The organism is Salinivibrio sp. PR6 (assembly GCF_001995955.1).
Lineage (GTDB): Bacteria > Pseudomonadota > Gammaproteobacteria > Enterobacterales > Vibrionaceae > Salinivibrio > Salinivibrio siamensis.
Genome location: NZ_MUFA01000003.1, coordinates 22,901 through 48,707, shown reverse-complemented (window position 1 = coordinate 48,707; position 25,807 = coordinate 22,901). Strand labels below are relative to the sequence as shown.

Genomic DNA, 25,807 nt, shown 5'->3' with positions numbered 1-25,807 from the left:
GCGCGTTTACACATTCTCGTAATGGTTAATGGTCGTATTGCCTTGTTGGGCGGTTTTAAGCAGTTGTTCGAATCCATCTTGGATAAGCGGCCGCGCATATAAAAACCCCTGCACTTGGTCGCAGCCAATTGTCTGTAGCACCTGCTGCTGGCTGACTTCTTCCACCCCTTCGGCAACCACGCCATGACCAAAGCCATGGGCTAACTCAATCACGCTACCCACCAAGTGTTTGTCACTGGCGTTGGTGGCCAAATCTTGAATAAAACTGCGGTCGAGTTTAACCCAGTCTACTGGCAGTTGCTTAAGGTAACTTAACGAGCTGTAACCAGTGCCAAAGTCATCCAACGCGATATGCATCCCGGCATCCCGCAGCTGTTGTAGCTCGCGCAATGCCACCGAGATTTGCTGAATCAGTGCCGATTCCGTGACTTCCAATTGAATAATCGCCGGCGGCGTGTTTGTCGCATGGCAGCGAGCCAGCACACTCTCGGCAAAACCATGCCGGAGTTGCTGGGCAGAGACATTGATTGACAGATGAAAGTGCTCATCAGTCAGGCCCTTTACGCGCCATTGCGCCACCGCCTCCAGTGCCATCGCCAGTACTTTATCGCCAAGTTGCATCATATCGGCGCTGCGCTCGGCAATGGGAATAAATTCGGCGGGACTTATCGCCCCTAGGGCTGGATGCTGCCAGCGCAGTAGTGCTTCTGCGCCCACCAGCAGGCCCCCATCAAGCCGCCATTTAGGTTGATAGACCAAGGAGAGATGATTGCTTTGCAAGGCCGAGCCAAGCTCAGTACGGATCAAGTGCTCTCGCTGCGCTTTACTGTCTAGCTCGGGCTGATACTCACCGACAGCCTGATCATCGGTCGGAATAGCCAGGATCGCTTGGCGAAACAACTGCGGCACATCGGCGCTTTCCGAGTCAGCACGGCTGATCCCTATATGGCAATGCAAGAACATCAGTCGCCCTTCGAGGGTATGATGACCACTGATGAGTCGGTGAATCCTCGCTGCTTTTTTCGCCGCCTCTTTACCGTCTCCCTCTATCAGCATCACCAATCTCGAGCTGTCCCAAACCCCCACTCGATGCGATCGCGCCACCGCACTGTTCGCCAGCAGCTCAGCAATGTGCTTATACAGGGCTTCGGTCATTAAATGCCCTTGATGCTGCGTCACCGCTTCCATCCCATCAAGCGCAATCATCAACACCGTCACCGGCCCTCGCATCAATTGTCGCTCCGCTGCATCCAATAAGGCTCGGCGATTGGGGAGACCTGTCAATGGGTGGGTAAGAGAAAGAGCGCGTAACGTGGCGGTTTGTTTGTTCACCAACATTTGCAAACGCGCAGCTTGGTCACGCTCTTTCAATGTTTTAAGCTGTAACTGCAGTAGGTTGTGAATACGCTGAAGCACTTCGTCATAATCAAACGGCTTGCTGATATAATCTATCGCCCCTCGGCATAGCGCTTGATTACGTAACCCCACATCATTATCCGCAGTGAGCACCATGACGGGTGGACAATGGTCTCCCAATGCTTGGTTCAGATCATCCAGCACCATGAGTCCCGAGCGCCGTGGCATGCGCATATCAAGCAAGATAAGATCGGGCACCGGCGACAAGTGGTCGTGCACAGCACAGGGGTCCGTTAGCCCAATCAGATGCACGTACCCCGCTTGGTCAAGCATCGCGGTGAGTAAGTCAATGTTTTCCGCGCGATCGTCAATGATCAAAATGGTCGCTTGTGATGGTGACTTTATCATTCCCTGTCCTCTAATAACGATTGAATAGCCGCGGCGAGCGCAGTTGACGATACGGGCTGCTGTAGTCGTAGGTGTGGTGTGGCGGCGCTGCAATGGGCTTGCCCTTCCGCCCCAAGGATGATCAGCGGTTTATGCTCCACCAGGCTCGTCCAGTGTGCGGGCATTCGCGCTAAGTCATTACCATGGATGATAAAAAGTGATGGGGCGAGGGTATGTGTCATCGCTTCAGCCAACGAAAAATCGTGCGCATGGTGCAAGGTCAACAGCGGCCAGTCCTCAAAGCAATCAGAGACCAGCCGTTGCTGGTGACTGCCTTGGTCAATATAAAGCACACGGTGTGGCTGAGTGAGGCGTATATTCGCGTCAGAGGCTTCTGCAACCAGGGGCTCAGAGGAGTGTGGCTTAGTGCGATAAGGGAAGGTCACCGAGAAGGCACTGCCCTTGCCCTGTTGACTCGCGACCCTGATCTCTCCTTGCATCTGAGTCACCAGTTGATAGGTGACGGCCAGCCCAACCCCCGCGCCTTCTATCAATGAGTCTTCTGCCACTAAACGGTTAAAGGACTCGAAAAGGCCGTCGAGCTGGTCGTCGGCAATGCCAATGCCTGTATCATTCACCGTCATGGTCAGACTATCGTGATGCGTGTGCGCATCCACCCAAACCCTGCCTTGTGGATGGTTATATTTCACTGCATTGCTGAGTAAGTTAATTAAGATTTGCTTAAACCGCGTTGGATCCACATAAAGCTCACCCTCTTGCTCCGTAGGCAAACAATTTTGCAAGCTAACGTTCTGTCGCTCTGCCAGCGGCGATAAGGTTTGAATGGCATCATTGATCAATGCGCTAACAGGGTACCAGGTGAGATGAAGCACTGTTTGTCCGGCCTCTATTTTGGCCAGATCGAGCACGTCATTGATCAGTGCCAGCAAATGGCGCCCACTTTGGTGGATATGATCAACGTACTGGCGCTGATGATCGGCCAGCATCTGAGTGGGAGATTTGAGTAGTAGTTGCGCGTACCCCAACACACTGTTTAAAGGCGTACGTAGCTCGTGACTCATAGCAGATAGGAAGTCACTTTTTGCTTGGTTGGCGCGCTCGGCCTCTTGCATCGCTTGCAATAGCGGTGTGGCATCGTACGCCACCGTTACAATCGCGTAAGGCTCACCGGCAAGATGGTGGATCAGTGTTTTCGCCAACTTAAACGTCCGGCCGTCACGCAAAGTCACATCAATATGTACAGGCTCACCGTCGACCGTTAATTGGTGATCGAGTGCATTGAGGGTATCGCGCATGCCGTCAGGGAGCGCGCGACCAAATGCGTCGGCCAGTTGGCTCACATGGTCCGCTGCCACCGCTTGTAAACAGGCTCGGTTTGCCAACGCATATTGGCCACCTAATTCTCTAACAAATACCGGATTACCGATGGCATCGATGATGGTTTTTAGCCGATTTCGCTCGTGCTGAACAGTGGCTTGGGCATGCGTGAGTGCGCTTAAATCCGACATAATGCCGATAAACTCTCGTCGTTCATCGATCCACACTTCGCTCACCGCCAAATGGATGGGGATCAGGCGCCCATCACGGTGCCGCGCGCTCACACGCCGCCCTGTGCCAATAACATTAGGCTGACCGGTTGCAAGGTAGTTTTCTACGTATTGGCCGTGCTTGCCTCGATGCTCGGGAGGCATTAAACACGCCACATCCTGACCGATAAGCTGCTGTTGCTCGTAGCCAAGTAGCGTGTGCGTGAAAGGATTAGCATCAAGGATAATACCTTGGTCATCAATGACTAAAATGGCGGCGGCCGCACTGTCAACCAGCGCTTTGTAGTGAGCCTGCGAGCCGCCCGTGCGCCACCCATCCATGGTAGATTGATCCGTCATCGTGTTCCCGCCTCTAACAAAAACGCCCCAGCTATATTGGGGCGTCTACCACGGACCTAACGAGTTGATATCGTAGTCATTTTTTGTAGTTTTTGACCAAAGCATCCACCTTTTTCAGGAACTGCTCTTTTAGGTTTTCGTGCTCATAGTCGAGATCATAGGTATTGTGGAACCCCACACGTAACTGTACGCCATTGCCCGCTAAATAAATGGTATAGCCGTCATAATCTGAGAAAGCGTCGATGCCATCTAGGCGGTGTCCATCTTCAATTTCTTCACCATACTCTGTCACTATCTCAAAGGCGCGTAGTAGGTGGGTCGGATCGAGTTCGTTTTTCACGCTTCCCTCCTGGCAGTGTTAGCGAAACTGTGCCCCACCTCCCGGCCGTGATCCACGACCATAAAGTGGGCCGGCCAATACCGGTGGCGTGGTCAACACATGCCCTGACACCTTAATCCGGCTTGGCTTAGAAATAATATTGGGCAAGGTTGCCAATGTATCAAGGGTGGTGTCTGGTCCCGTTTTTTGAATCGCTGTTCCATAATTATAGCCATAATCAACACAGACGACAGGAGAGCCCGCCGCCCTTGCCGCATGAACATCATTCACCGCATCGCCAACCACCAGCAATTCTGATGGCGGAACCGCTAAAATCGCCGCCGACTCAAAAATACTATCGGGATCCGGCTTTCCGGCCGCGATCGCATCCGTTCCTAAGATACGGGTAAAAAAGTGGCTGACCCCAAGCGCTCTAAGAAGGCTGTTCGCATGCGCCGTTTGCATGTCCGTGGTACATATCATCGGGAACTGGCGCTGAGAGAGTCCTTCAAGGCAAGCAAGTACCCCTGGATAGAGTCGAGTTTTTGGCGGTTTTTTGCCTAAGTATGAGGACAGGAACAACGCACGGGCTTGATTCAACACTGTGGTTGAAACCCGTCCATCAATGTGTCGCGTGAGCACCCGATGGATCAATAAATCCGCACCATCACCAATCCAGTCTCGAATCGCACTGGGCTCTTCCTCTGGCAAATTAAACCCTCGCAACATGCCGAGGACAGCGTCATAAAGATCATCAAAAGGGTCTGCGATCGTGCCGTCTAAGTCAAAGCATATCGCAGAGATATTCTCCAATTTTTTCATGGAACGCCTCCACAATCAGTGTGTTATCGACAGAAAGGAAAGGGAACGGTGGATCGGACTTGCTATCCAACGAGTCTTTGAAAGTTAGCAGAGAACGAGAACGCGTCCTACCAAAACCGCAGGCAGAATGTATCGAATCACCGAGACAAAATTGTATAACTGACCGATTGCGCCCAAACTTCAGAGGCGAATCAAGCCCCTAACCATACCGTGATCAATTTCACATTTACATATCTTCGCACTCACCGATACCGACCTTAACCCTGTATAAAAAACCGTCACGTTTTTGACGATTGTTTTGATCGGCTGACTGCGCCCTGCGATCGAAAACCATCGCTTTGTCACAAAAATGAAACCTAAATAGGCACAGATTGTCATCGATGCACTCTACCCTGTCTCTCTCGATAGTGAGACTCGATGTATTCTTTATATGCGGTATTTTTCCTCACAGCCTCTATGGCGTTACCTAACGGTTATTATGATTGCGCTGATCGCAGGTTGGTCAGTCTATACCTTGGAAAACCAGCGTCAGCAAAGCCGATTTTCTACCGATGTTGAAAAGCAGCGTCACGCTCTCAGTAAAGCGTTTTCTCAGCTCTATGAGCTACAACTATCGGCGCAGCTTTATCTGCAACAAGAAGGCGGCCCAACGCGTGATAAATTCCATGCCTTTATCGATAACCATACCCAAAAGCGCTCAGGGCTTGATAGCGTCATGTGGCTACCTCGGGTCAATCGCGCTGAGTTAAAACAGTTTGCCGCGCAACAAGGTCACTATCACCCCTTTCCGCCACTCAATAACCACGCCTGCCAGTGGGTGATGCGAGGTGATACGTTTCCCGCACTTTACTTGTCCCCCAAAGCCGCGGCAGAGGGATATTTAGGTTGGCGCGCGGATGCGCAATGCGAGAACACCGTCACCATGGAGCGTGCCTATTTTAAGCGCCAACCGGTGGCAAGACTGATTCACGATGAGCAAGGACATGGGGTGCGTTGGTTCGCGGCCATTACTGCACGAGACGGCCAATTAGCCGGTTTTCTCTCCACCACACTTTATTTTGATACCTTTCTACCCACACTCTGGCAAGATGACACCCCCGCGCCCGATATGGGGCTAATCGCCCGCGAAGCCTTTGGCCACCAGCAAATGTTTACCACGCACTCAACGCAAGCATTGCAAAAATGGCGAAATACTCACTCACCCGATATCACTATTCCGATAGCCGGAAGCGAAGAAGGGTTAGTGGTCAGGTTCACCCATCTACGCGGCTTGCACACGGGGCTACTCTACGGGGTGCTGGTTGGACTATTGGTGCTGTCACTCGGCTTGTCGGTTCTGGCCAGTTTTTGGTCCTACGCCAACCGACTGTCATTGGCACAACACTTAGTCAACAAGCAGACCCGCCAGCTCACCCACCAAGCACAGCACGACAGTTTAACGGGGCTGGCAAACCGAGCGGCGCTCGACAATGCCTTGGAGGGCGCACTCCAGCAAGTGAGCGCCCAATACAGCGAGCATTTTACCTTGCTGTTTATCGATCTCGATCGGTTTAAAGTGGTTAACGACTCTCTCGGTCATGTGACGGGTGACAAGCTTCTTAAGCAGGTAGCCAAACGCCTGAACCAATCCGTCAGTGGCGAGCGCGTGTTTCGCTTTGGTGGCGACGAATTCATCATTTTGCTTAAAGCCGACAGTTCACTGGCATTGGCACAAACTAAGGCCAAGCACCTACTTCAAGCGCTTAGCACACCTTACAAGGTGGACGAGCATATGATTAACCTGTCCGCCAGTATTGGCATTGCCTCGGTGAACAAAGCCAATGCGTCGGTAACGGATATTATTCAGCAGGCGGATATTGCCATGTATCACGCCAAGCAAACCCGTGATCGCCTCGCGATTTTCCAGCCGGCCATGCTTGCCAAAGTCCAGCAACGTTTTATTGTCGAACAAGACTTAAAAAAAGGGTTGGCACAGCAGCAGTTTCATCTGATGTTTCAACCTATTTTTGATGGCGAACAAGAAACACTCAGCCATGCAGAGGCACTGCTCCGGTGGCAGCATCCGACGCTAGGGCGGATCTCGCCCGCAGAGTTCATCCCAATCGCAGAAGAAACCGGTTATATTATCGAGCTTGGCGACTGGGTGCTCGAGCAAGTCGCCGACGTATTGGATAACTGGCACACCCGCTTCCCTGCCAATCAATGCCCTTCTATCACCGTGAATGTGTCCGCCAAGCAGTGTCAGTCAGCCACCTTCGCCGATGACGTCGCCTCACTGATCGCCAGGCACCAATTTGCGCCTCAGTGTCTGGGGTTAGAAATGACGGAGACGGCCTTACTTGAGCACTCAGAAACGGTGGGGAGGAACTTGCGTCAGCTTCACGCACTGGGAATAAAACTGTACCTCGATGACTTTGGCACCGGGTATTCATCACTCTCGCTGCTGCGCCAATATCCGTTTAGCGTGATTAAGATGGATCGCAGTTTTATTATGGATATCGATCAGCCTAACGGTAAAGCGGCGCCCCTTTGTCGAGGAATGATTGCCATGGCACATGCCGTCGGTTTAACCGTAGTAGCAGAAGGCGTCGAGACGAAACAGCAGCTATGCTGGCTTCGCCAACACCAATGTGACTACTTGCAAGGGTATGTGCTCTCTCGGCCGATTGAACGGACAGCACTTGAAGATTGGTTACTGCCGCAATCAAACCAGCGAATGGTCTTGGTGCATGGTTGAGGCGACAGCGGCCAGGGTCTTGGCGGACGAGGGACCGTTTTGACGCACTGGCGCAGCTTGCTGCAACCACTCATCGCGCAATACCCCATAACGGAGTGAGTCATAGTACTCACCTTGATAATAACGGACGGCGCGTAAGCGCCCCTCTTCGCGCATCCCTAGTGCTTTAGCACAGCGCATCATCCCCGTGTTCCCCGACCAAGTGGTCAAGCCGATTCGGTTGACTTGGTGGCGAATAAATAATTGGTCAATCCACTGCGTCAGAGCACGTCGGCCGATACCTTTGCCCCAGTGGACAGGATCGAAAATAGTGATCCCCACTTCCAACCAACGCGTGCGCTTGTCTTCCCAATACAGGGTGACATAACCCACAGGCTTATTGTCCACACAAATCACCTGCGCCGTGTCACCCACGATGAAACGACGAAAAAGACCAAAACGAAACGACCAAAACGACACCGGATCTATCGGTGTATACGGCGCATCATACTGCTTCCAAGCACGGGAATAATATATATTACGCCAAAAGTAGCGCGCTTCGTTGCGCTGCGCAGGCCGAATGGTGACGACGCAACATTCAGATACATCCACATCCATGTAAGATTATTGCTCTCTCTTTACCAAATGATGGGCGACGACGCTGTCCGCTCAGCGCGACCGCTTGTCGGTATGACCCACAAGGGTACCCAGTCTAACTCAATTAACCACCACATTGGCGACCTCCGTCAAAGAACCCACTTAATTGAGTGTAGACGGTTACTGACAGGACGGCTGCCTTGATTGCTGTGATATGGCAACGCCCAGCATCACAAGCCCTCCACCGAGGATGTGATACTGAGTCAGTATTTCTCCCAGTACCGCCACTGCAATAGCCGCTGTCATCACGGGTAAAAGGTTCATGTACATCGCCGTTCGACTCGCCCCATTGAGCGCGATAGCGTTTAGCCAAATCGCAGGCGCAAGCACGGAAGCGCCTAAGGCGGCAAACCCCACTAGCGGATAGGCGTCAGCGGGGATGGCAGGACTGGGCGCCATCCACAGAACGGGCAACAACATCACCACCGCAAATACAGCTTGTACATACACAGACACCCAATTGGACAGCGCCATCGACCAACGTTTAAGTAAAACGCAATACAGCGCATACGAGGACGCACATACCAGCATTAGCCCGTCTCCCACCGACGCGCCTGCGTGAAAAAGAGAAAGCGGTTTGCCCAGCGTTAGCATATACACCAAGCCAGCGAAGGATAACACGGCCCCGAGGATCGCACGCATCGTCAACGGCTGTGACAGCACAGGCACACTGATCAACAAGCTCAACATGGGCACCAACGACATAATCAGCGCCATATTGGTCGCCGTCGTGGTTTGCGCAGCAAAATAGGCAACGGATTGGTTAGTGACCATGCCTAACAGCGCTAGAATGGCAAGACGTGGTGCATAGCAACGCACCGCACGTCGTTGGCGCCATAATGTCGGTAAACAAAACGGCGTTAATACCAAAATGGCAAAAAACCACCGATAGAATGCCATCGCACCCGGTGCAATCACAGTGACAGACATCTTGTTTACAATCGTGTTGACCGACCAAATGAGCACCGCCGCCAATGGCAAGAGAAATGGCATCATGGCCTCGCAAAGCCCAATATAGCGTGGAAGAAAGTAGGCAGTTTACACTGTAAAACGCAGAATAAAACCAATAGCTGACGTGACCCCACGACAAAGAGGGGAAACGCATCATCGTTGGCAAGGAAGAAAAAAGCGGGCAAAGCCCGCTCGGCAAGTGATTAGCCAAATGGTGCCATCAAGGCACCCAATAGGACAAAGGTATCTATCAGTGAGTAGTTTACGCCGCTCATCAAAGGTTGTGTCATTACCACGTCAACAACCTGCAAAATCGGTCACTACCCTCCCATCGCTATGTCATCCAAGGCCTTGAGCACTTGCCCATCGAGATGGCCCTCAAACACGCGCTGACAGACTTTTCTTCGCACGGCTAACCCAGATATCAACTTTTCAATAGAAAGATGTCTATCGAGCTGTTGTTGATTGTAAAACTCAATCGTACGGCTGAGCGTTTCATAGGAGACGACCTGATCACCGACCCGCAACCAATCCAGTTTTTCGAGATAACCCTGACATTCTTCGGTAATCACGGAGGAAGGATGGCCTGTCATCGCCGACAGCGCGGTAATGCTGCGTTGCAACGCCTCCTCAGACGTATACTTTGAGAGCACAATGGTCAGCTCATCCGCATTAATCTCAACCAAGTGCTTGCGTTGTTTCACACGACGCCCTAACCGGCCACTGCTCTTCTCTTTGCGCTGGATCGGTTCAAACTCGCCATCAATGATCCCGGAAAGCTGATCAAGGTCTTGGCTAGGAAGGATCTCATTTCTCAGCGGATTGGGCATAGTGGGAGCCAACGAGCGCTTGCCCTCGTTATACATTTTGGCACGAGAGTAGCGGATCACTTCGTCGACGTTGCACTTTATATCCATGCGATAGTCAGGATATTTTTTCTCTTCATCTTCGCGCGTTAACGTTAAGTGATATCCCCACAAGTTCACCGCAAAGACAGACTCTGTCACCTTACCTTCAGCCAGCTTTCTGAGCTCCCGGGTTAAATCACTGGAAAAACGGCGCCATTCGATATTACGGGCCATTTTTTGGTTCAGCTCGCTAAGTAGCATGGTATCTTCGAGTCGACGCGACATACGGCTTCTGAAGAGCGAATAGAGTTGAAACACCAAGGTATGCTGACGCAATATTTCTGGTGGAAATAAAAAGAAGTAATCACGCGTCATCAATTCTTCAAAGAACGAAGGCTCCCATACCAAGATATAAAGGTTGGGCTTGATCCTGACCTCACCATCTTCACCCTCTTTGGGCGCTTCCTCGGAAGCGGTAATGGTTCTGGCTAAGAACCGGAATCGGTCACTTTTGAACCCTTCTGGCATGTTTTCACTCAGCCAACGACCCGTTAGTTCATGAAGCTGAAAGTCAGTAAACTCGATTCTATCAATGCTCTCGCGGATGGCATCACGCGCAGGACCACTGTCTTTTTTACCCCGTAACTGCAGGATATCAGTGATATAGATCGGTGTTTTGTTGCCTATAGATTGGGTCTGTAACTCGTAATTGGGTAAATGATGATCATGATACTGCACCGTGAGGGTGAACAGGGCGAACAGTGTCATCAGATCATCAACCGTCATGATCGACTTGGCCGATCGCGTTTCAATGATCGCCTTAGTGCCGCTGATCGCCACCATCGACTTCTGATAACCCTTTTTGGTTCGCGGTGGAGCAAGCGCTTGATCAATGATCCCAGCCCAACTGGTCGGTGAGACCAAAATCTGATCTTTTTCACCAGGCATCATCGGAGGGGTGCCTAGTCCATGTTCACTGAGCAATTGTCGATTAACTTGCGTTTGCGCTAACGCTTTCGACCGTTTTTGCTTGACGGCATCGCGACTTTTTTCTGTCATCAAGCCTGCACTGCCGAGTGATGAAATCAATCGGCTGGGATTAACAAACTGATGCAGCATGGTTTTGCCTGCGAGTCCTTCTTCAAACCGCACGGGTTGCTGAATGAACAGTCCTAACTGGACAGCGGCACGGAGTCGTTGTTGGATGGCTGCGCGAGTGAGTTGCCCGTCTGTTGCGTCAACCAATTCTGTGGTGGATACATACCCGTCTTGAGAGGCAAAACCGCGTACTGAAATTAAGTTCAGTAGCTCTAGAATACTTTTGGTTACCCCTTTAAAGTGCTCATACTGTGCAAGCCAATCAATCAACTGATCGTGTACGGCGAACAAATGCCCGTCTTTGTGGGAGCGAGGGGCTTTTATCAAGATTTTTCCGGGTTTACTGGCACTCATGTCAGCTTAAATCCTTTGTCACGGGCATACTCAACGCGCATTTTTTTAAATTGAGGTGACGGAAACCGTAAATCGATCACTCTTCCAGGGAAAGACTAATAAAAAAAGACCCAAAAAGAAAGATCTTTTTTATTGCGCTTTTTAACTGATCTTTATGATTATTCTGATCTAATTTGATGATCTGATCTTATGATCCGAGTGGCTAGTTTGTTATAACACCATGATTTTTATGAATTATAATTTCATCCCTCTCGAAAGCATGATCATCAATGTCTTGGAGGCATGATCAACATCATGCACCAACGATGATCAAGTGAGGCCTGCATCAATGATCAACACCTTACCGCATTAATGATCAGATAATAACTGAAACAATGATCAAGCGTGATACACATCTTATCCACAGCTATAGGATGTCGCGGATGATGACGTTATTGGATTCGGTGGTTAATCAGGCTAATGAGGCTTAGGAACAATGATCAAGACAGCGCTTTTTTAGCTGATTTGATGAAAAAGCGTGCATGTTGCCGATAAGGCTAGCGACTATTTCACTCTCATCCTCCAAATCGAAATGACATTGACAGTATAACTGCCATAGGAATGTATGTGTCCGGTTAGTGGAACAATGATCATGTATGAGATCGTGCTGTTCGATCATCTTGATGTAAACCGTTGTTTAGTCCACGTGATATGGATGGAATGCCCGGATCCTTCTCGATCCCTTGTTACACCTGACGTTATCCGTAATTTGGCGGTTCGACTATATCGTTCCGAACAACCGCACAGGCTGGTAGTCTTTACAGCCAGTCTTGATCATTGTTCCGTAATATACAGAGACACATCGCGCAGATTTGCCGATGATTTAACCCATAATTCTGCTTGATCATGCTTCCCCAACAGCGCCTTTACTCTCGAAAGCATGATCAAGTATTAGCATCCATTAAGGCCGAACACCTTGATCATCGTTACGGGAAAAATGATCAAAACCGCGGTAAGCCATCGCATGAACGGCTAATGGGTGAGATTGTTAACCGCTCTCCCCTCTTAAGGGGTAAAAGGCGATAAATTCGGTTCAACGATCGGGTACCGTAAATTAGCCATTCAAAGATAGGCTTCCGACTCTATCAACTGTTTACATTGTAAATAAGTGACGCTGTGACATTTTAAATGTGAGGAATTTATCGCATGGTTTGTCGAAGTGAGTATAACCAACTATTCGTCGATGTTTTCATCAATCATCCATGATAACAATTGTGAGCAGGATCTTTATTTGATTGGCTTTTGTTCACCTTTTTATTGTTTTGAATAGAATGTGCTGTACAATCGGCAATTATTTCTCGTTAAGGCGAAAAAGAATATGGATAGGGAAAAGACGATTGAAAACCTCCGCAATATCGCCGCGCAGACGAAACAGGTTCAGTCTGATCGGGTCGAGATTGTAATGGAAGAACGCCACGACCAACTCTTTCCACCGATGTCAAAAGCATTAATGGAAACGCGTTCGGGGTTAACGCGGCGAAAGCTCGATGAAGCGATCTCTCGCATGGAGCAAGAGGGACATCAGTTCACTAAAAACAATGCTAACCATTATTCGATTACACTCGATGAGGCGCACCAAATCATGGATGCGGCGAACGTGCCGACTTTCCATGAGCGTAAAGGAAAAACCCATAAGCCTTGGGTGGTAAACATCCAGAACCAGAAAGGCGGAACGGGTAAATCCATGAGTGCGGTGCACTTAGCGGCATGTATGGCCCTCAACTTGGAAAAGCGTTATCGCATTTGCTTAATCGACTTGGATCCACAAGGCTCATTGCGACTGTTCCTCAATCCACAAATTAGTTTGACCGAGCAAGAGGGGATTTACTCCGCCGTTGACGTCATGCTGGATAATACGCCCCAGCCTGCAGACAAAGACTTCATGATGCGTAATGTCTTACTGCCGACACAGTATCCAAACTTAAAAACCATGGCGGCCTTTCCAGAAGACGCGATGTTTAATGCTGAGGCATGGCAAGCACTGGCGACTAGCCAGTCTCTGAACGTGGTTGAGTTGCTGCAAGAAAAAGTCATCGACCCAATCAGTGATGAGTTTGACATTATCATGATAGATACAGGCCCGCATATCGATCCGCTGGTGTGGAATGCGATGTACGCCTCGAACTCGTTAGTGATCCCTTGTGCGGCAAAACGCCTCGATTGGGCGTCGACGGTGAACTTTTTCCAGCATCTGCCACAAGTCTATGAGATGTTCCCTGAAGACTGGCATGGCCTTGAGTTTGTTCGTTTAATGCCGACTATGTTTGAAGATGACAACAAAAAACAGATTTCGGTCTTAACGGAAATGAATTATCTTTTGGGTGAACAAGTAATGATGGCGACCATTCCAAGAAGTCGCGCGTTTGAGACCTGTGCCGACACTTACAGCACAGTCTTTGATCTTACCTCTCAAGATTTTGAAGGCGGTAAGAAGACCTTGTCGACAGCCCAAGATGCCGTCCATCGTGTCGGTTTAGAACTAGAGCGTGTGCTGCACAGCCACTGGTCTCAGCTCAATCAGGAGTAATCACAAAAAATGGCCATTAAGACCTCTGATTTAAATGCGCGTTTGTTTGCCAAAGCAGACAAGCGACGAGCAACGACAACGCAAGAAGCTCAGAGTGCAGCGAGTGAGAAAGCGGCAGTCATTGAACTTGCGGTCGCTGGTGAACACACGGTTGAATTTGAGCTGGTAAAAGTCCCTGCCAGTGAGATCCGAGATAAAACGACCGTTTTTGATAAGAATGCGCGAGAGCAGTCATTTCTGAATGAACTCGCGTTATCCGATATTTTGGTAACGTTAAAAGCACATGGCCAGCAGTACCCTGCTGTGGGTCGTTGGCTTGACGATGGTCGTATTGAAGTCCTCGACGGTAGCCGACGCCGCATGTCGTGTCTGATTGCAGAACAAGATTTCTTAGTCTACGTGGCGAAAGGCATCAGTACACGCCATGCTAAATTCTTGTCCGATGTCGCCAATGCCCACAAACCGTTATCGCTTTATGAACGCGGTAAAGAGATGCAGGCAATGTTAGACAGTGGCGAAGTGAGTGATCAAAAAGCATTGGCGAGTGCGTGTCAGTGTAGCGAAGCCTTGGTCAGCGGTGCCTTAAAAGCCGCGGCCCTGCCCTTACCACTACTGCAAGCCTACCCCAGTGTGTCTGAGCTGGGACGGCCAACCATTGTGAAGTTGCATCGCTTATATTTTAGCCTTGATGCGTCCCTGCAACAAAAGCTGGTTGCCAAGCTTGGTGACACGCCTTTATGGCAACAGGTAGAGGCGCAAGGAGTGACGCGTATTACGCGAGAAGTCACCCAGTTGATTGAGCAGTTTAAAGATGAACTTGTCGAGCCGACATCGAGTGAACGAGAGCAAGCCAAAACCTTGTTGGACGGACGTGCGTCTTATCGTCGCAAAGGAAATAACCTGAATATTAGTTTAAAGAAAGTCAGTGATGAGGACGCAGACCGAATTCTGGCACTGATTAAACAAGCGCTAGAAAACTAATATTTTGCACATGCCCCAGCGTTAAAAACGACATGCCTAGCGTGTCGTTTTTTTTTGCGTGTTATCATCTCCTATCCGCTTGGTAAAAGCCTTATGGAAACATGATGACATTACCCACATTGGAAGACTTTTTTGAGCCACTGATCTTACGTGCAGCGCACTACTCCCACCGTCAACTGGTTTGTGTCGATCAGGACTTGGCGACTGTACTGGCCGGCTTTGGTGAGACTCAGCCCCCGCTGATTGTGGGAAACACAGAATATGGTTTGAGTTGGCGCCAAGCACATCAAAAGCTGGGACAAGAATGTGGTCATATCGTGGTGGAGGTGAATGCGCAATTTAATGCGGAAGCCTTTTGCGCCATAGTCGGTTGTTGCCGCGCGGGTGCACTCATTGTACTCCGAATTGCCGCCCTCGATAACGAAATGCCTCCGTCCGTACAACGCCTTCTTCGCTGTTTGAGTGAAGATGATAGCGTCGCATTTAATTGTCATTGGCTGCATCGTTTACCTCAGCCACGTCCAGCGAAACATCAAACGCATTCAGTGACTCAGGATGATGCGATTGCTGCCGTGGAAAAAGTCGTGACTGGACATCGGCGCCGTCCCCTGCTGCTAACCGCTGACCGCGGTCGGGGGAAATCAGCCGCATTAGGGATGGCCGCGGCTAACTTGATGATGAAAAAACCAAGACGCATCATTGTGTCATCGCCTTCCCCAGCCCATGCATCAACGCTTTTTCATCATCTGAAAGCTACCCTTCAGGTCGATGATGCTGGCCAACATATCGACTATCAAGGAAGCCAGATACGCTTTATTGCCCCTGATGCGCTGCTACAAGACGCGCCAGCAGCAGACTTGTTATTGGTTGATGAAGCGGCCGCAATCCCACTTCCGATAATCAGCCAATGGCTGAATCAATACAGTCGCGTTGCGATTGCAACGACCGAGCATGGCTATGAAGGGACAGGACGTGCTTTTACGCTCCGACTCAAGCAAATGTTGGACGTCGAGCAGCCGCAGTGGCGCACATTGAAACTCACGGCGCCTATGAGATGGGCTGACGATGATCCGGTTGAGCGCACGTTGAACGCCCTCTTTTTACTGAATGGCGACGACGACGTAGGCAGCGATCAGGCCGATATGCTCGAAACAGGGTGGGTGAACGATATGGTGATTGAGCCGCTTAGCCGTCAGCAGTTGTATCGAGATGAGGCGTGTTTACGGCAGTTATTCACATTACTGATCGCGGCCCATTATCAAACATCGCCTAACGACTTAGCCCGTCTTCTGGACGATGACGCCGTCTTAATTTTTGCTGGCTGGCTCAATAATAAATTGGTTGCCGCGTGTGTGGTGAGCCAAGAAGGAGGATTAGATTGGCAAACTTGTCACGCGGTGGTCGCAGGACAACGCCGGATAAGAGGGCATCTGTTTAGCCAATCGGTCGCCGCGCATTTGGGGCTCGCGGAGGTTCTGCACGACAGGCTCTGGCGAGTCCAACGCATTGCCGTGTCTGAGCCTTTTCGACAGCAAGGCGTCGGTCAACGGTTGCTCGCGACCGTGAATAAACACGCGGCTGAAGCCTCAGTGGTCGGGGTCGGTGTTAGCTTCGGTGCAACCGCAGTGCTGACGCCGTTTTGGTTTAAGCAAGGATTTAAGCCGGTTAAATTGGGATTAAAACGCGATCAAGCCAGTGGGTGCTATTCGCTGCAAATGCTTAAGCCTATCCAGCCTTTGAAATGGTGTGATCAGGCGTTACGCTTATTTAGGCAAAACCTTCCCATTCAGATGCTCACGAGCCATCAACGGATGGAAACTGACATCGCTGCCTCTATCATTGCTGGGTTACCAACCGCACCGCTATCGGAGGAAGTAAGACAACAAATTGATGGATTTGTTGCCGGAGGGGTGGGGGTCGATGCTGCCCTCTCAAGCTTACAGGCTTGGTTATATCATCATATAGGTCGCGTCCAGAAAGACGACGAAAATGCCACGTTACCCATTCTGGTTAGCCGTATTTTGTTAGGGTTGCCTTGGTCTGTTGTCTGCACCAGGTATCAGCTGGCAGGAAAGAGGGATGCGGAATCCCGGATACGGAATTATATTCAAATACACATGACGACATGACCCATTTACACTGTAAACTAAACACGTGGCAGTGGCTTGGTTTACAGTGTAAACGCTGTCGCTTATTACGTTTATTTACACTGTAAATCGGTCTACTACCCTTCATTATGGGGGTCGTGCTGAGGGCGACTGAATTAATCCTATCCTGGTCACGTTTTTATCAGTGATCCTGCTCCCAAGCGGGATAAACCTGTATAATTTATTATAAATGAGACAATTGCGCGCACTTGCATTAGATTTGGACTAATCTAATCAGTGACAACAGTCGAGTGCAAGGCTCCTCGAGATGATGGAGCAAGCGCATTGCCAAGTGGTTTATCTGGCTAATAAGGCCGCCACAGGGATTAGATAGGCAGGAAGCGAGATGCTAGACGATATCCTCCGCGTCTCTCAGGATGGTCAGCGTGTATACTTATCGGCAGGGAAAGTCGAGCATACCAATGGCCAACCGATAGAGAAAAAACAAATCAAGGACTGGTTGGTGAGCAACCAAGTCGAGGGCTTTTTTTGTTTTGATGATACGATAGAGTCAGCATTAACCAAGTTAAACGCGTCGCCGGATGATGCTGAGTCGGAAGACTTCATTATTGCAGAACGCCGTGATGCAACCATCGAAGCGCGCATCGCCGACGATAAAATGACGGCCTATTTGATCGTTAACGGCGCGTGTGGCGGGCGTGGACTGAAAGCCGATGACATTCTCTCGACGCTGCGTGATGCCAATATCGTTCGAGGGATAAAAAAGCCGACCCTGCAAAAACTTCTCTCCGCGTCAGGAAAGCTCAAACCTGGTGAATACCTTGATGTTCCCGTCGCATTCGGTCGGCAGCCGGTTGCGGGCGAAGATGCGCACCTTGTCTATCTCATTGAAGATCCTGCCGAGCGTGTTCGCCGTCCCAAACAGCGTGAGGATGGAACCGTTGACATGCGTGATTTGGGTGAAATGGTGATGGTTAAGCAAGGACAGCCTTTAGCTAAACTGATCCCTGAAACATCGGGCTATGAGGGCTTTACTGTAACTGGGTCGGTGTTATCGACATCTTCCGGTAAGCCAATGACATTGACCGCGCACCCAGGCAGCGAGTTAAGTAACAAAGACCCTAATATTCTAGTGGCGACCATGGCTGGGATCCCACGGTTACAAAAAGACGGCGTGGCGGTCGATGATGCATTGAGCTTAGATGCGGTTGATGTCGGCACCGGGCATGTCAACTTTGAAGGCAGTGTGGTGATTAAAGGTGATGTTGAAGTGGGTATGAAGGTAACAGCATCGGGAACGGTCACCGTGGGAGGGGTAGTGGAATCAGCGACCATTACCGCTGGCGCAGACATTATTGTCCAAAATGGGATCATTGGTCGACAAGTCGCAGCAGACTCTGACATCAACTGCACCCTGGTTGCGGAGGGCAATATCGTCGCCAAGTTCGCGCAATATGCCACACTCTGTGCCAATCAAAACCTAGAACTTACCTTGCATGCGATGCATTGCAAAACGCATGTAGGGCAGTCAATCGTTATTAGTGATGCCACCAAGCGCAAAGGCACGTTGGCGGGCGGTAAGCATGAAGTGGGCGAAAAAGTCCAGGCGGTGATTATCGGCGCGAGCGCAGGGGCGCATACGTATATACATTGCTTTCCGCGTCTGCCAATACTTAAACGGGAACTCGTCAATTTAAACAAAAGCTGGGAAGAGAAGAGTGCCCAATTGGATAAGATCCAGGCGGCAGAGAAAAAACTTGAAGCGGTCCCAGAAGAGAAGCGTGACGCGGCCATGGTTGAAAGAATAAGCTCGACACGCGAGCACCTTTCTACCGCGCTAAGTGAAATAGAAACCATGGTAGAAGAAACAGACGCAGCGATAGAGAGCGGATACCAAACGGCCAGTATCATTGCGACTAAGTCGCTACTTAGTCGTGTTCACTGTACTATCGGCGAAGAAAAGCACTTGGTTCACTCAGAACACGGCCCATCACATCTATTTTACGATAATGCCGCGATTGAATTAAAACCGTATCAAGCCAATGGTTGATACTGGTTTACAGTGTAAACTGTTAGCCAACTTTACGGATTTTTCCTTCTTTTAAGGCCTGAAGCACTGCCTTTTTCGGTCCATCTGCGACCACACATCCTTCCTCCATCACAATAAGACGGTCAACCACATCCAGCATGCTGGTTTTGTGGGTACTGAGAATGAGTGTCTCCTCTCTGCGTAAATCTTTTAGCTGCGTTTTAATGAACTGCTCTGTGCGGTTATCCATCTGACTGGTTGGCTCATCGAGTAAAATCACAGGTGGGCGGCCTAAAAAGGCGCGAGCAATTGCAACGGCTTGTCGCTGTCCCCCAGACAATAAGACGCCACCTTCACCAACTTGTCTTTCTAGTCCTGAGGCATGGTATTGGGTAAAACTTAACACGCCCGAGCGGGCAGCGGCGTCCATAATATCAATATCATCGGCAAGTGGCTGGCCGAGGGTCATATTCTCTCTGATTGAGCCAAAGAATAGCGTCGGCTCTTGAGGGACAAAACCGACATTGCGACGAACGTCGATATAATGAAGTTGAGAGATATCGGTATCATCGATGGCAACCGAGCCTTGGGTGGGAGAATAAAGGCCGACTATCAGGCGGGCAAGCGTTGTTTTTCCTGAGCCCACTCGGCCAATAATACCGACTTTTTCGCCGGGATAAATGCGAAAGGACACTTGCCGTAAGGCGAGGGCAGTGGTGTTAGGGTAATGAAAGTCAACCTTATCGAGCTCAATTTTGCCACGCAGCATCGGGCGATGTAGATAACGCTTACCTTCGGTTTGTTCTGATGGCAATGCCATCAGTTGGTCGATGATATCGAGTGCTGATTTTGCTTGGTGATAGCGTGTCGAGAGCAAAGACAATTGAACCAAGGGCGCTACTGCTCTTGAGCTCAGCATACTTGCCGCAATCAATCCCCCCATTGTCAGTTCGCCCGCGGCTATTTGGTAAACACCAAATACAATCATACTGACGATGACAAACTGCTGAACAAAACTGGCCGAGTTATGGACTGAGTCTGTGAGACGGCGTGTTTTGATGCTCCAGTTTGCCATATGGGCCACCGCTTCTTCCCAGCGATACTGAAACTGACTCTCCGCCCCGAATATTTTAATGGTCTCAAGCCCTGACAGGCTTTCTATGAGGTTGGCGTTCTTTTGTGAAGAAAGACGTGTCCCTTCCTCAATTGTGCGCCGCAGGGGCTTTTGAATTAGCCATGCATGGATGACCAATAACGTGACCGCAATGATAGGCACGATTACTAAAGGACCGGCGACAAACCAAATCACGAGCAAGAAGATGATGGCAAAGGGGAGGTCGATGAGGGTGGATATAGACGCCGAGGTAAAAAACTCGCGGATGGATTCAAATTCTTGCATATGCCGTGCAAAGGCCCCGACTGAAGGGGGCTTGGCGTCCATTCTTACCCCTATGACTTTGGCATATATGCGTGAAGAAATGAGTAAATCTGTTTTCTTACCTGCAATATCAATAAAGTAACTGCGCAGCAATTTAAGGAGTAAGTCGAAGACAAAAATGACCAAAATCCCACTCGCGAGCACCCACAGTGAATCGAAGGCCAAGTTAGGCACGATTTTGTCGTAAACGAGGCGAGAAAATAGCGGCACACTAATCGCAAAGACATTGATAAAGAGTGAGGCGATTAAGACATCCCGATAAATATGACGTGATTGCCAGAGCGTGCCCCAAAACCAATGGCCCTCATCCTTCACCTGTGCTGTTGGCGCGCGTTCATCAAAGCGATATTGCTTTTTCAGCAAAAAAAGGCGCCCCAGATACGCATCGTTAAGATCATCAAGCATCACCCAACGCGGTGTCATATCCGCATGCGGCAAAACGATTTCCGCACGCCCCTTTTTCGCATCCATTTCTAGTACGACGCACGCGTCGTTATCTTTCATTAGCAAAATAGCCGGGCAGAGCAGCGAAGAGAGGCGCTCGAGTGGCATCGCTTCTTCTTTCGCGACAATCCCCGCACGTTCAGCCGCGCGGGGCAGTAAAAAAGGTGACAGGTAGCCGTCGGAGATAGGGAGCCCAGACACAAGGGCATCGGGGGAGTTCGCGTTACCGAAGTAACGCGATACATAAATCAATGATTGCAGAAGCGGATCTTTAACCATGGCTGTCCTGAGTATTATTGAAGATATAGCCTTGGAAACCATTGACGAACAGCTCGGAAAGGCGCGCAAGCTGTGCTTCTGTTTCCACGCGTGTCGCGATAGTGGTGATGTTTAAGTTATGCGCGGTACGACAAATGGATGCCAAAACATGCCCTTGGGCGTCGTCTTCTATATGACTGGTATAGGCAAAGTCTATTTTTACGTAATCGGGCTTAAAGCGTTGTAAGTAATCCAAAGACTGGAAGTTACGGCCATAATTATCGACCCCAAATTGGAAGCCTGCTTGACGGATTTGATCGGTCAACAAGCCAGTGTGGTCAGCGTGACGGACAAAAGCGACCTCTGGGATCTCAAATAACAGTTGGCCTGCCAGTTTGCGGTGCTGGTACAAGGTTGTCCCCAACCACCGAATAAATGACGCATTGGTCACACTACTTAAGGTGAGGTTAACCGCCAATGGGCCGACGCTAGCGTCTTGAGACAAGGTTTTAATCACGTGAGTGATGACATATTTATCGAGGGTTTCACCCAGTTGGAGCTGCTCTACCGCCCCTAAAAAGTGGCCAGCGCCATAATAGTGCTCGTCCTTTTCTATCGCGGAAAAGACCTCTTGATGCAACCGGTTTGATTCGCTGTCTGTGGCGGGTTGGTATTTGAACACAAACAGCTCTTTGGCCACGGCTTCATGCAGCAGTGCTTTCCATTGCTGTTTACCCATTGCAGCGTCACCGATAGATTGGTCAATCAGTACGACAGGGTGCTCCGGCGTATTGCGTGCCTGTGACAAGGCGTTATCCGCTTGTGACAGCAGCACACTGGCATCCTGATTTCCGCCGCCGTTGATGGCTAACCCCACTGCTACCTTAGGCGGAGTGAGGCCGGTCGGATCCGCTTGCATGTCTACTACCATGGCGAGCACACTCTCGCCGAGTAAGCGCAAGTCATCGGGGTCTGAGTTAGGCGCTAGGATCACAAATTCATCTTTGCTCAAGCGCGCTGCTGTCATGCTATCGTCGCTGATAATCGTGGTGGTGAGGTTATTCGCAAATTGCTCAACAATACGATCCCCAGATTCGAAGCCTTGGTTTTTATAGGCCTCTCCAATGAGATCTACTTTGATTAAGACCATACCGCCAACACCCGATTCAGTTAACCAAGATTTAAGCTGGCCAACATAGAAGCTGCGGTTGCCAAGGCCAGATACCGCATCTCGGTAGGCGGTTTTACGTAACCTATCGGCTTCTTTTGCCTGTTGTTCAAAGTAGTGTTTGAGCTGATCGGTCATGACATTAATGGCACTGACCACGGTTTTTAGCTCTGTCGTGGGAGGGAGCGGAATGGGATCACCAAACTTGTTTTTGGCGATTTCGCCTGCTTTAGCCGTAATACGGGCAAGGGGTCTCAGCGATCGCTGTAATTGCCAACCAATGATCACGGACGCGACCAAAAAGATGATTGCCAAAATTGTCCCTAACTGGACAAATGATTTCCACAGTTGCTTATACGCATAACCTGGATGCGCGACCACTTCGACTTCGGCAAGTTGCATCCAACCACTGGTGATGGTTTGTTTTTCGGTGATCACAGGGAAAACATCGAGGTCGATAAACCACTGGGGCACACCCTGGATTTGTACGGGATACTCGCGAACAATCTCACTGCTATCTGACAGCAAGGTCAGATTAACTTCGCGGTAAAAACCGCCATCAAAAAACGCATTGATCACCGACTCGGCGGCGACTTTATCATCCGATTCTAAGTAGGGTGCTAAGGCTAGCCCCATCGAATTGACCGTGTTGTTGACATCAGAGGTTTGCTGATTGAGTAAAAAGTTGCGTGTGGTATTCAGCTCGATACCGAAGACGGCCAGCACTATGCAGAAGAAAATCACTAGCATCCACGAGAATATTTGATTGAATAACGTCATCGGTGTTTACCTATCAAATTGTCTAATCGGTTTTTGCATCTTTAAGGTGTCGATACGGCTACGTAAATCGTTCCAAAGGCCAAGCCGGGAAGCGTTGCCTGCAAGCTCGCCTTGGCCGCGTTCTTTCATTAACCATAGTCGGCTACCATTGAAGCTATATATTGGCAGTAGATCGCGTCGTAACGACGCACGTTTAATTGTTGGATCTAAGTTATCGAGTAGCACCGGCTCGGATGATGGCGTTGGGTAATACGCAACGACCATATGAAATTGGTCGAGACGGATTGCTTTTACGTACACCAGGCGCAGTTTTTTATCATCAATGCCTAATTCGCGAAGAGAAAAATATTTTGCAATACTAAAGTCTTCACAATCACCGGCCGCTGCGCCAAGAAACTCTAAGGGCGTTGCCCAATAGTCTTTTTTTCCCCATAAGTCGATATCATCGACAAAATACAGCTGATTAAAAAAATCGTTCACTTTGCGCAGCTTTTCTTGCTCTGACACGCCTTGCGTATTTTCCACCATGTTGCGCCACGCCGTGACACGCTTACCCGCGCGTTCACCATAAAAACTCGACACTTGCCCCACCCAGCGTGACTCTTTGGTGGTCAGGCTCATCGCGCTGAGAGAGAGCAACAAACATAACCCGGCAATATGCCATTGCTTCATAAATATTTTCGCTTTAAGACTGAGGTCGACGCGTGAAGATGGTCCATGCTTTCTCGACATCCCCTTTAAAATTCAATACTTCACCACTGACTCGCCGATACTTATCGGCCGATTCACTACCATGCTTAGCGTCCGTCTCTCCTTTGGCAACCACGTCGATTCGTTGTGGTGTAATGCCACGATCGATAAGCGCACGTTTAACAGTCATTGCTCGACGATAAGAGAGCGCGTGATTGTAGGATGTCGAACCGTCCGCACTGGCGTGACCGGTTAAACGGAGCTCAGTATCAGGGTAATTCATGAGAAAGTTTGCCATAGCGTCGATATCGGTTATAGCGTCGGTCGTCACTTTTGCGGTATCGAGGGCAAAGAACACATCGATTTGTCGTGCTGATGCGGTGGGTGACGGGTGCTCGCTGGTAGGTTGAATGTAATTGGGACAGCCTTGATTATCAACGACGGCGCCGCGTGGCGTATTGGTGCATCTATCACGGGCGTTGATCACGCCATCTTGATCACTGTCGGTCACGTCATGAATTTGCTTGGCCGTAGGGGGCGGAGAGAGTGCCACCGTACATCCGGTTACGAGCACAAGAATGAGGCTCAGTCCGAATACTTTCATTCCGCTTCTCCTTCTGTCCCTTGCCACTGTTCGGGTAAGGATACTCTCAACGCTTCCAATAAATGACCGGTATTGTTGAGTAAACGATACTGTGCAAGCAAATGATCATAGTTTGCGTTTAGGTAAGCGCGCCTCGCCTCTAGTAACTCGTTTTCAGTATTTAGCAGGTCGAGCAGCGTTCGTCGTCCAATTCTAAATTGTTTTTCATACGCTTGCACTGTATCCGAAGCGGCATCAACTTGCTGCTGCAAAAGGACTTTTTGTTGCTCAGTGAGCTGAAACGCACTCCAAGCTAACCGGGTGCTTTCTTCCAATTGCCGATAAGCGTTATCAAAGATATCTCTGGTTCGATTTAACTCGTAGGCGCCTCGTCGGATATCGGCTTGATCGCTACCGCCATTAAACAGTTGGTAACGCACGCGTAGCATGGCGCTAAATTCATCACTAAAATCATCCACGCCGCTGACTTCATCCGCCCAAGTTTGGCTGACTTCTAGACTGATGTTTGGGTGGTGCGCCCCTTTAAATTGTTGATACTGTGATTTTGCCGCTTCAATATCGTAACGCGCCAGCTTGAGTAGCGGGTTACGTTTGACGGCTTGTTCAAGGGCACTCTCCAGTGAGGTTGGGAGGCGAGCGTCATCAATAACGGGTTGGACAGGATTGTTTGCCGGCTCGCCAACCACGCGAAAAAATGCGGTAAAGGCATCCTCTAGATTGGTTTCAGCGGATAAGAGGTTGGCTCGGGCCCGTGCAACACGCGCTTGGACTTGGGAGAGATCGGCCGTTGAGCCGATCCCCGTATCTGCTCGGCGACGAATATCAGACAGAATCTCCTCATGTACCGTCATGTTCGCGCTAGAGAGATCTAGCACCTGCTGGGCTTTAAGTATCTCAAGATACACTTCTGCAACCTGGAGTGCTTTATCGGAGGCATCGGAACGCAGTTGAAAGCGCTGGCTCTCAGTCTCATAACGATTACGAGCAATGTTGTTGTGTGTTTGTCCATCCCACACTAATTGCCGAACGTTGAGGGTGGCATCTTTTCTCGCAAAATCGAGGTCATCTTGCGCTTGTGTTGTATCGTTATCGATGCGTTCGTAGCCAATCCCCGCATTCAAATCAACGTCGGGTAGATAGTCGCCCTCACTGGCCTTTGTTCTCTCATGAAGGCTTTGCAGCTGATGAAATGCGCCACGCAACTCAGGATCCGTGGCCAGCGTTGTCACTACGGCTTGCTCAAGGGACTGGCTATGAGCCGGGGCGACTAATCCAATTGTAAGGGCGATGAACCAAAATGGTTGCCAAGGAAAGTGGTAAGCCATA

General features: G+C 50.0%; 17 protein-coding genes. 5 read left to right on the top strand and 12 right to left on the bottom strand.

All coding sequences use genetic code 11. The features are described 5' to 3' along the window. Positions 1-6 precede the first annotated feature (6 nt). The 4 genes from BZG72_RS02895 to BZG72_RS02880 form a co-directional block, all read right to left on the bottom strand. Positions 7-1,764 carry a putative bifunctional diguanylate cyclase/phosphodiesterase gene (locus BZG72_RS02895; RefSeq protein ID WP_077666035.1) on the bottom strand — a complete coding sequence of 586 codons (1,758 nt, stop codon included), beginning with the start codon at positions 1,762-1,764 and terminating at the stop codon, positions 7-9. Further along, positions 1,761-3,650 carry a sensor histidine kinase gene (locus BZG72_RS02890; RefSeq protein ID WP_077666034.1) on the bottom strand — a complete coding sequence of 630 codons (1,890 nt, stop codon included), beginning with the start codon at positions 3,648-3,650 and terminating at the stop codon, positions 1,761-1,763. Before BZG72_RS02890 ends, BZG72_RS02895 begins: the two co-directional genes overlap by 4 nt. Before the next feature lie 76 nt (positions 3,651-3,726). Then, positions 3,727-3,990: a DUF3081 domain-containing protein gene (locus BZG72_RS02885; RefSeq protein WP_046075599.1), complete on the bottom strand. Its 264-nt coding sequence runs from the start codon at positions 3,988-3,990 to the stop codon at positions 3,727-3,729. An 18-nt stretch (positions 3,991-4,008) separates the two neighbouring features. Beyond that, complete coding sequence (locus BZG72_RS02880) at positions 4,009-4,791, bottom strand: HAD-IA family hydrolase (RefSeq protein WP_052708110.1); 783 nt, start codon at positions 4,789-4,791, stop codon at positions 4,009-4,011. Positions 4,792-5,269: 478 nt separating this feature from the next. Here BZG72_RS02880 and BZG72_RS02875 point away from each other — a divergent pair, with 478 nt between their 5' ends. Then, positions 5,270-7,528 carry a bifunctional diguanylate cyclase/phosphodiesterase gene (locus BZG72_RS02875; protein WP_052708109.1) on the top strand — a complete coding sequence of 753 codons (2,259 nt, stop codon included), beginning with the start codon at positions 5,270-5,272 and terminating at the stop codon, positions 7,526-7,528. Here the strand turns inward: BZG72_RS02875 and BZG72_RS02870 are convergent. The 3 genes from BZG72_RS02870 to BZG72_RS02860 form a co-directional block, all read right to left on the bottom strand. Continuing rightward, positions 7,496-8,125: a GNAT family N-acetyltransferase gene (locus BZG72_RS02870; protein ID WP_077666033.1), complete on the bottom strand. Its 630-nt coding sequence runs from the start codon at positions 8,123-8,125 to the stop codon at positions 7,496-7,498. The two genes, BZG72_RS02875 and BZG72_RS02870, sit on opposite strands and share 33 nt — an antisense overlap. 159 nt (positions 8,126-8,284) lie before the next feature. Beyond that, positions 8,285-9,157: a DMT family transporter gene (locus BZG72_RS02865; RefSeq protein ID WP_046075597.1), complete on the bottom strand. Its 873-nt coding sequence runs from the start codon at positions 9,155-9,157 to the stop codon at positions 8,285-8,287. Between the two features lie 278 nt (positions 9,158-9,435). Further along, entirely contained in the window at positions 9,436-11,415 is a 1,980-nt protein-coding gene (locus BZG72_RS02860) for a replication initiator protein RctB domain-containing protein (protein ID WP_077666032.1), read from the bottom strand. A 1,357-nt stretch (positions 11,416-12,772) separates the two neighbouring features. Here BZG72_RS02860 and BZG72_RS02855 point away from each other — a divergent pair. From BZG72_RS02855 to BZG72_RS02840, 4 genes are all read left to right on the top strand, one after another. Beyond that, the gene (locus BZG72_RS02855) at positions 12,773-13,981 is read left to right on the top strand and encodes a ParA family protein (RefSeq protein ID WP_046076018.1); all 1,209 of its coding nucleotides are present in this window, start codon (positions 12,773-12,775) and stop codon (positions 13,979-13,981) included. 9 nt (positions 13,982-13,990) lie between these two features. Further along, positions 13,991-14,962, top strand: a complete 972-nt coding sequence (locus BZG72_RS02850; RefSeq protein WP_046075595.1) for a ParB/RepB/Spo0J family partition protein — start codon at positions 13,991-13,993, stop codon at positions 14,960-14,962. A 101-nt stretch (positions 14,963-15,063) separates the two neighbouring features. Beyond that, the gene (locus BZG72_RS02845) at positions 15,064-17,091 is read left to right on the top strand and encodes a GNAT family N-acetyltransferase (RefSeq protein WP_077666031.1); all 2,028 of its coding nucleotides are present in this window, start codon (positions 15,064-15,066) and stop codon (positions 17,089-17,091) included. A gap of 364 nt (positions 17,092-17,455) precedes the next feature. Then, the gene (locus BZG72_RS02840) at positions 17,456-19,120 is read left to right on the top strand and encodes a DUF342 domain-containing protein (RefSeq protein ID WP_077579445.1); all 1,665 of its coding nucleotides are present in this window, start codon (positions 17,456-17,458) and stop codon (positions 19,118-19,120) included. 22 nt (positions 19,121-19,142) lie between these two features. On the opposite strand, the gene BZG72_RS02835 is transcribed toward BZG72_RS02840, so the two are convergent. Genes BZG72_RS02835 through BZG72_RS02815 form a run of 5 tightly spaced genes read right to left on the bottom strand, consistent with a single transcriptional unit; the run spans position 19,143 to position 25,806 of the window. Then, positions 19,143-21,260, bottom strand: a complete 2,118-nt coding sequence (locus tag BZG72_RS02835; protein WP_046075592.1) for a type I secretion system permease/ATPase — start codon at positions 21,258-21,260, stop codon at positions 19,143-19,145. After that, positions 21,253-23,187, bottom strand: coding sequence for an EAL domain-containing protein (locus BZG72_RS02830; RefSeq protein WP_077666030.1), 1,935 nt, complete (start codon positions 23,185-23,187; stop codon positions 21,253-21,255). The genes BZG72_RS02835 and BZG72_RS02830 overlap by 8 nt, the downstream gene beginning before the upstream one ends. A 6-nt stretch (positions 23,188-23,193) precedes the next feature. Continuing rightward, on the bottom strand, positions 23,194-23,859 hold the full coding sequence (locus BZG72_RS02825) for a transglutaminase-like cysteine peptidase (protein ID WP_046075590.1): 666 nt from the start codon (positions 23,857-23,859) through the stop codon (positions 23,194-23,196). Between the two features lie 13 nt (positions 23,860-23,872). After that, entirely contained in the window at positions 23,873-24,481 is a 609-nt protein-coding gene (locus tag BZG72_RS02820; protein WP_077666029.1) for an OmpA family protein, read from the bottom strand. Further along, positions 24,478-25,806 carry a TolC family outer membrane protein gene (locus BZG72_RS02815; RefSeq protein ID WP_077666028.1) on the bottom strand — a complete coding sequence of 443 codons (1,329 nt, stop codon included), beginning with the start codon at positions 25,804-25,806 and terminating at the stop codon, positions 24,478-24,480. The genes BZG72_RS02820 and BZG72_RS02815 overlap by 4 nt, the downstream gene beginning before the upstream one ends. Position 25,807: the final 1 nt, after the last annotated feature.

Coding starts and splice junctions, on each gene's coding strand:
- BZG72_RS02895 (WP_077666035.1), bottom strand. CDS start 1,764: ATGATAAAGTCACCATCACAAGCGACCATTTTGATCATTGACGATCGC.
- BZG72_RS02890 (WP_077666034.1), bottom strand. CDS start 3,650: ATGACGGATCAATCTACCATGGATGGGTGGCGCACGGGCGGCTCGCAG.
- BZG72_RS02880 (WP_052708110.1), bottom strand. CDS start 4,791: ATGAAAAAATTGGAGAATATCTCTGCGATATGCTTTGACTTAGACGGC.
- BZG72_RS02875 (WP_052708109.1), top strand. CDS start 5,270: ATGATTGCGCTGATCGCAGGTTGGTCAGTCTATACCTTGGAAAACCAG.
- BZG72_RS02870 (WP_077666033.1), bottom strand. CDS start 8,125: ATGGATGTGGATGTATCTGAATGTTGCGTCGTCACCATTCGGCCTGCG.
- BZG72_RS02865 (WP_046075597.1), bottom strand. CDS start 9,157: ATGCCATTTCTCTTGCCATTGGCGGCGGTGCTCATTTGGTCGGTCAAC.
- BZG72_RS02860 (WP_077666032.1), bottom strand. CDS start 11,415: ATGAGTGCCAGTAAACCCGGAAAAATCTTGATAAAAGCCCCTCGCTCC.
- BZG72_RS02855 (WP_046076018.1), top strand. CDS start 12,773: ATGGATAGGGAAAAGACGATTGAAAACCTCCGCAATATCGCCGCGCAG.
- BZG72_RS02850 (WP_046075595.1), top strand. CDS start 13,991: ATGGCCATTAAGACCTCTGATTTAAATGCGCGTTTGTTTGCCAAAGCA.
- BZG72_RS02845 (WP_077666031.1), top strand. CDS start 15,064: ATGATGACATTACCCACATTGGAAGACTTTTTTGAGCCACTGATCTTA.
- BZG72_RS02840 (WP_077579445.1), top strand. CDS start 17,456: ATGCTAGACGATATCCTCCGCGTCTCTCAGGATGGTCAGCGTGTATAC.
- BZG72_RS02835 (WP_046075592.1), bottom strand. CDS start 21,260: ATGGTTAAAGATCCGCTTCTGCAATCATTGATTTATGTATCGCGTTAC.
- BZG72_RS02830 (WP_077666030.1), bottom strand. CDS start 23,187: ATGACGTTATTCAATCAAATATTCTCGTGGATGCTAGTGATTTTCTTC.
- BZG72_RS02825 (WP_046075590.1), bottom strand. CDS start 23,859: ATGAAGCAATGGCATATTGCCGGGTTATGTTTGTTGCTCTCTCTCAGC.
- BZG72_RS02820 (WP_077666029.1), bottom strand. CDS start 24,481: ATGAAAGTATTCGGACTGAGCCTCATTCTTGTGCTCGTAACCGGATGT.
- BZG72_RS02815 (WP_077666028.1), bottom strand. CDS start 25,806: ATGGCTTACCACTTTCCTTGGCAACCATTTTGGTTCATCGCCCTTACA.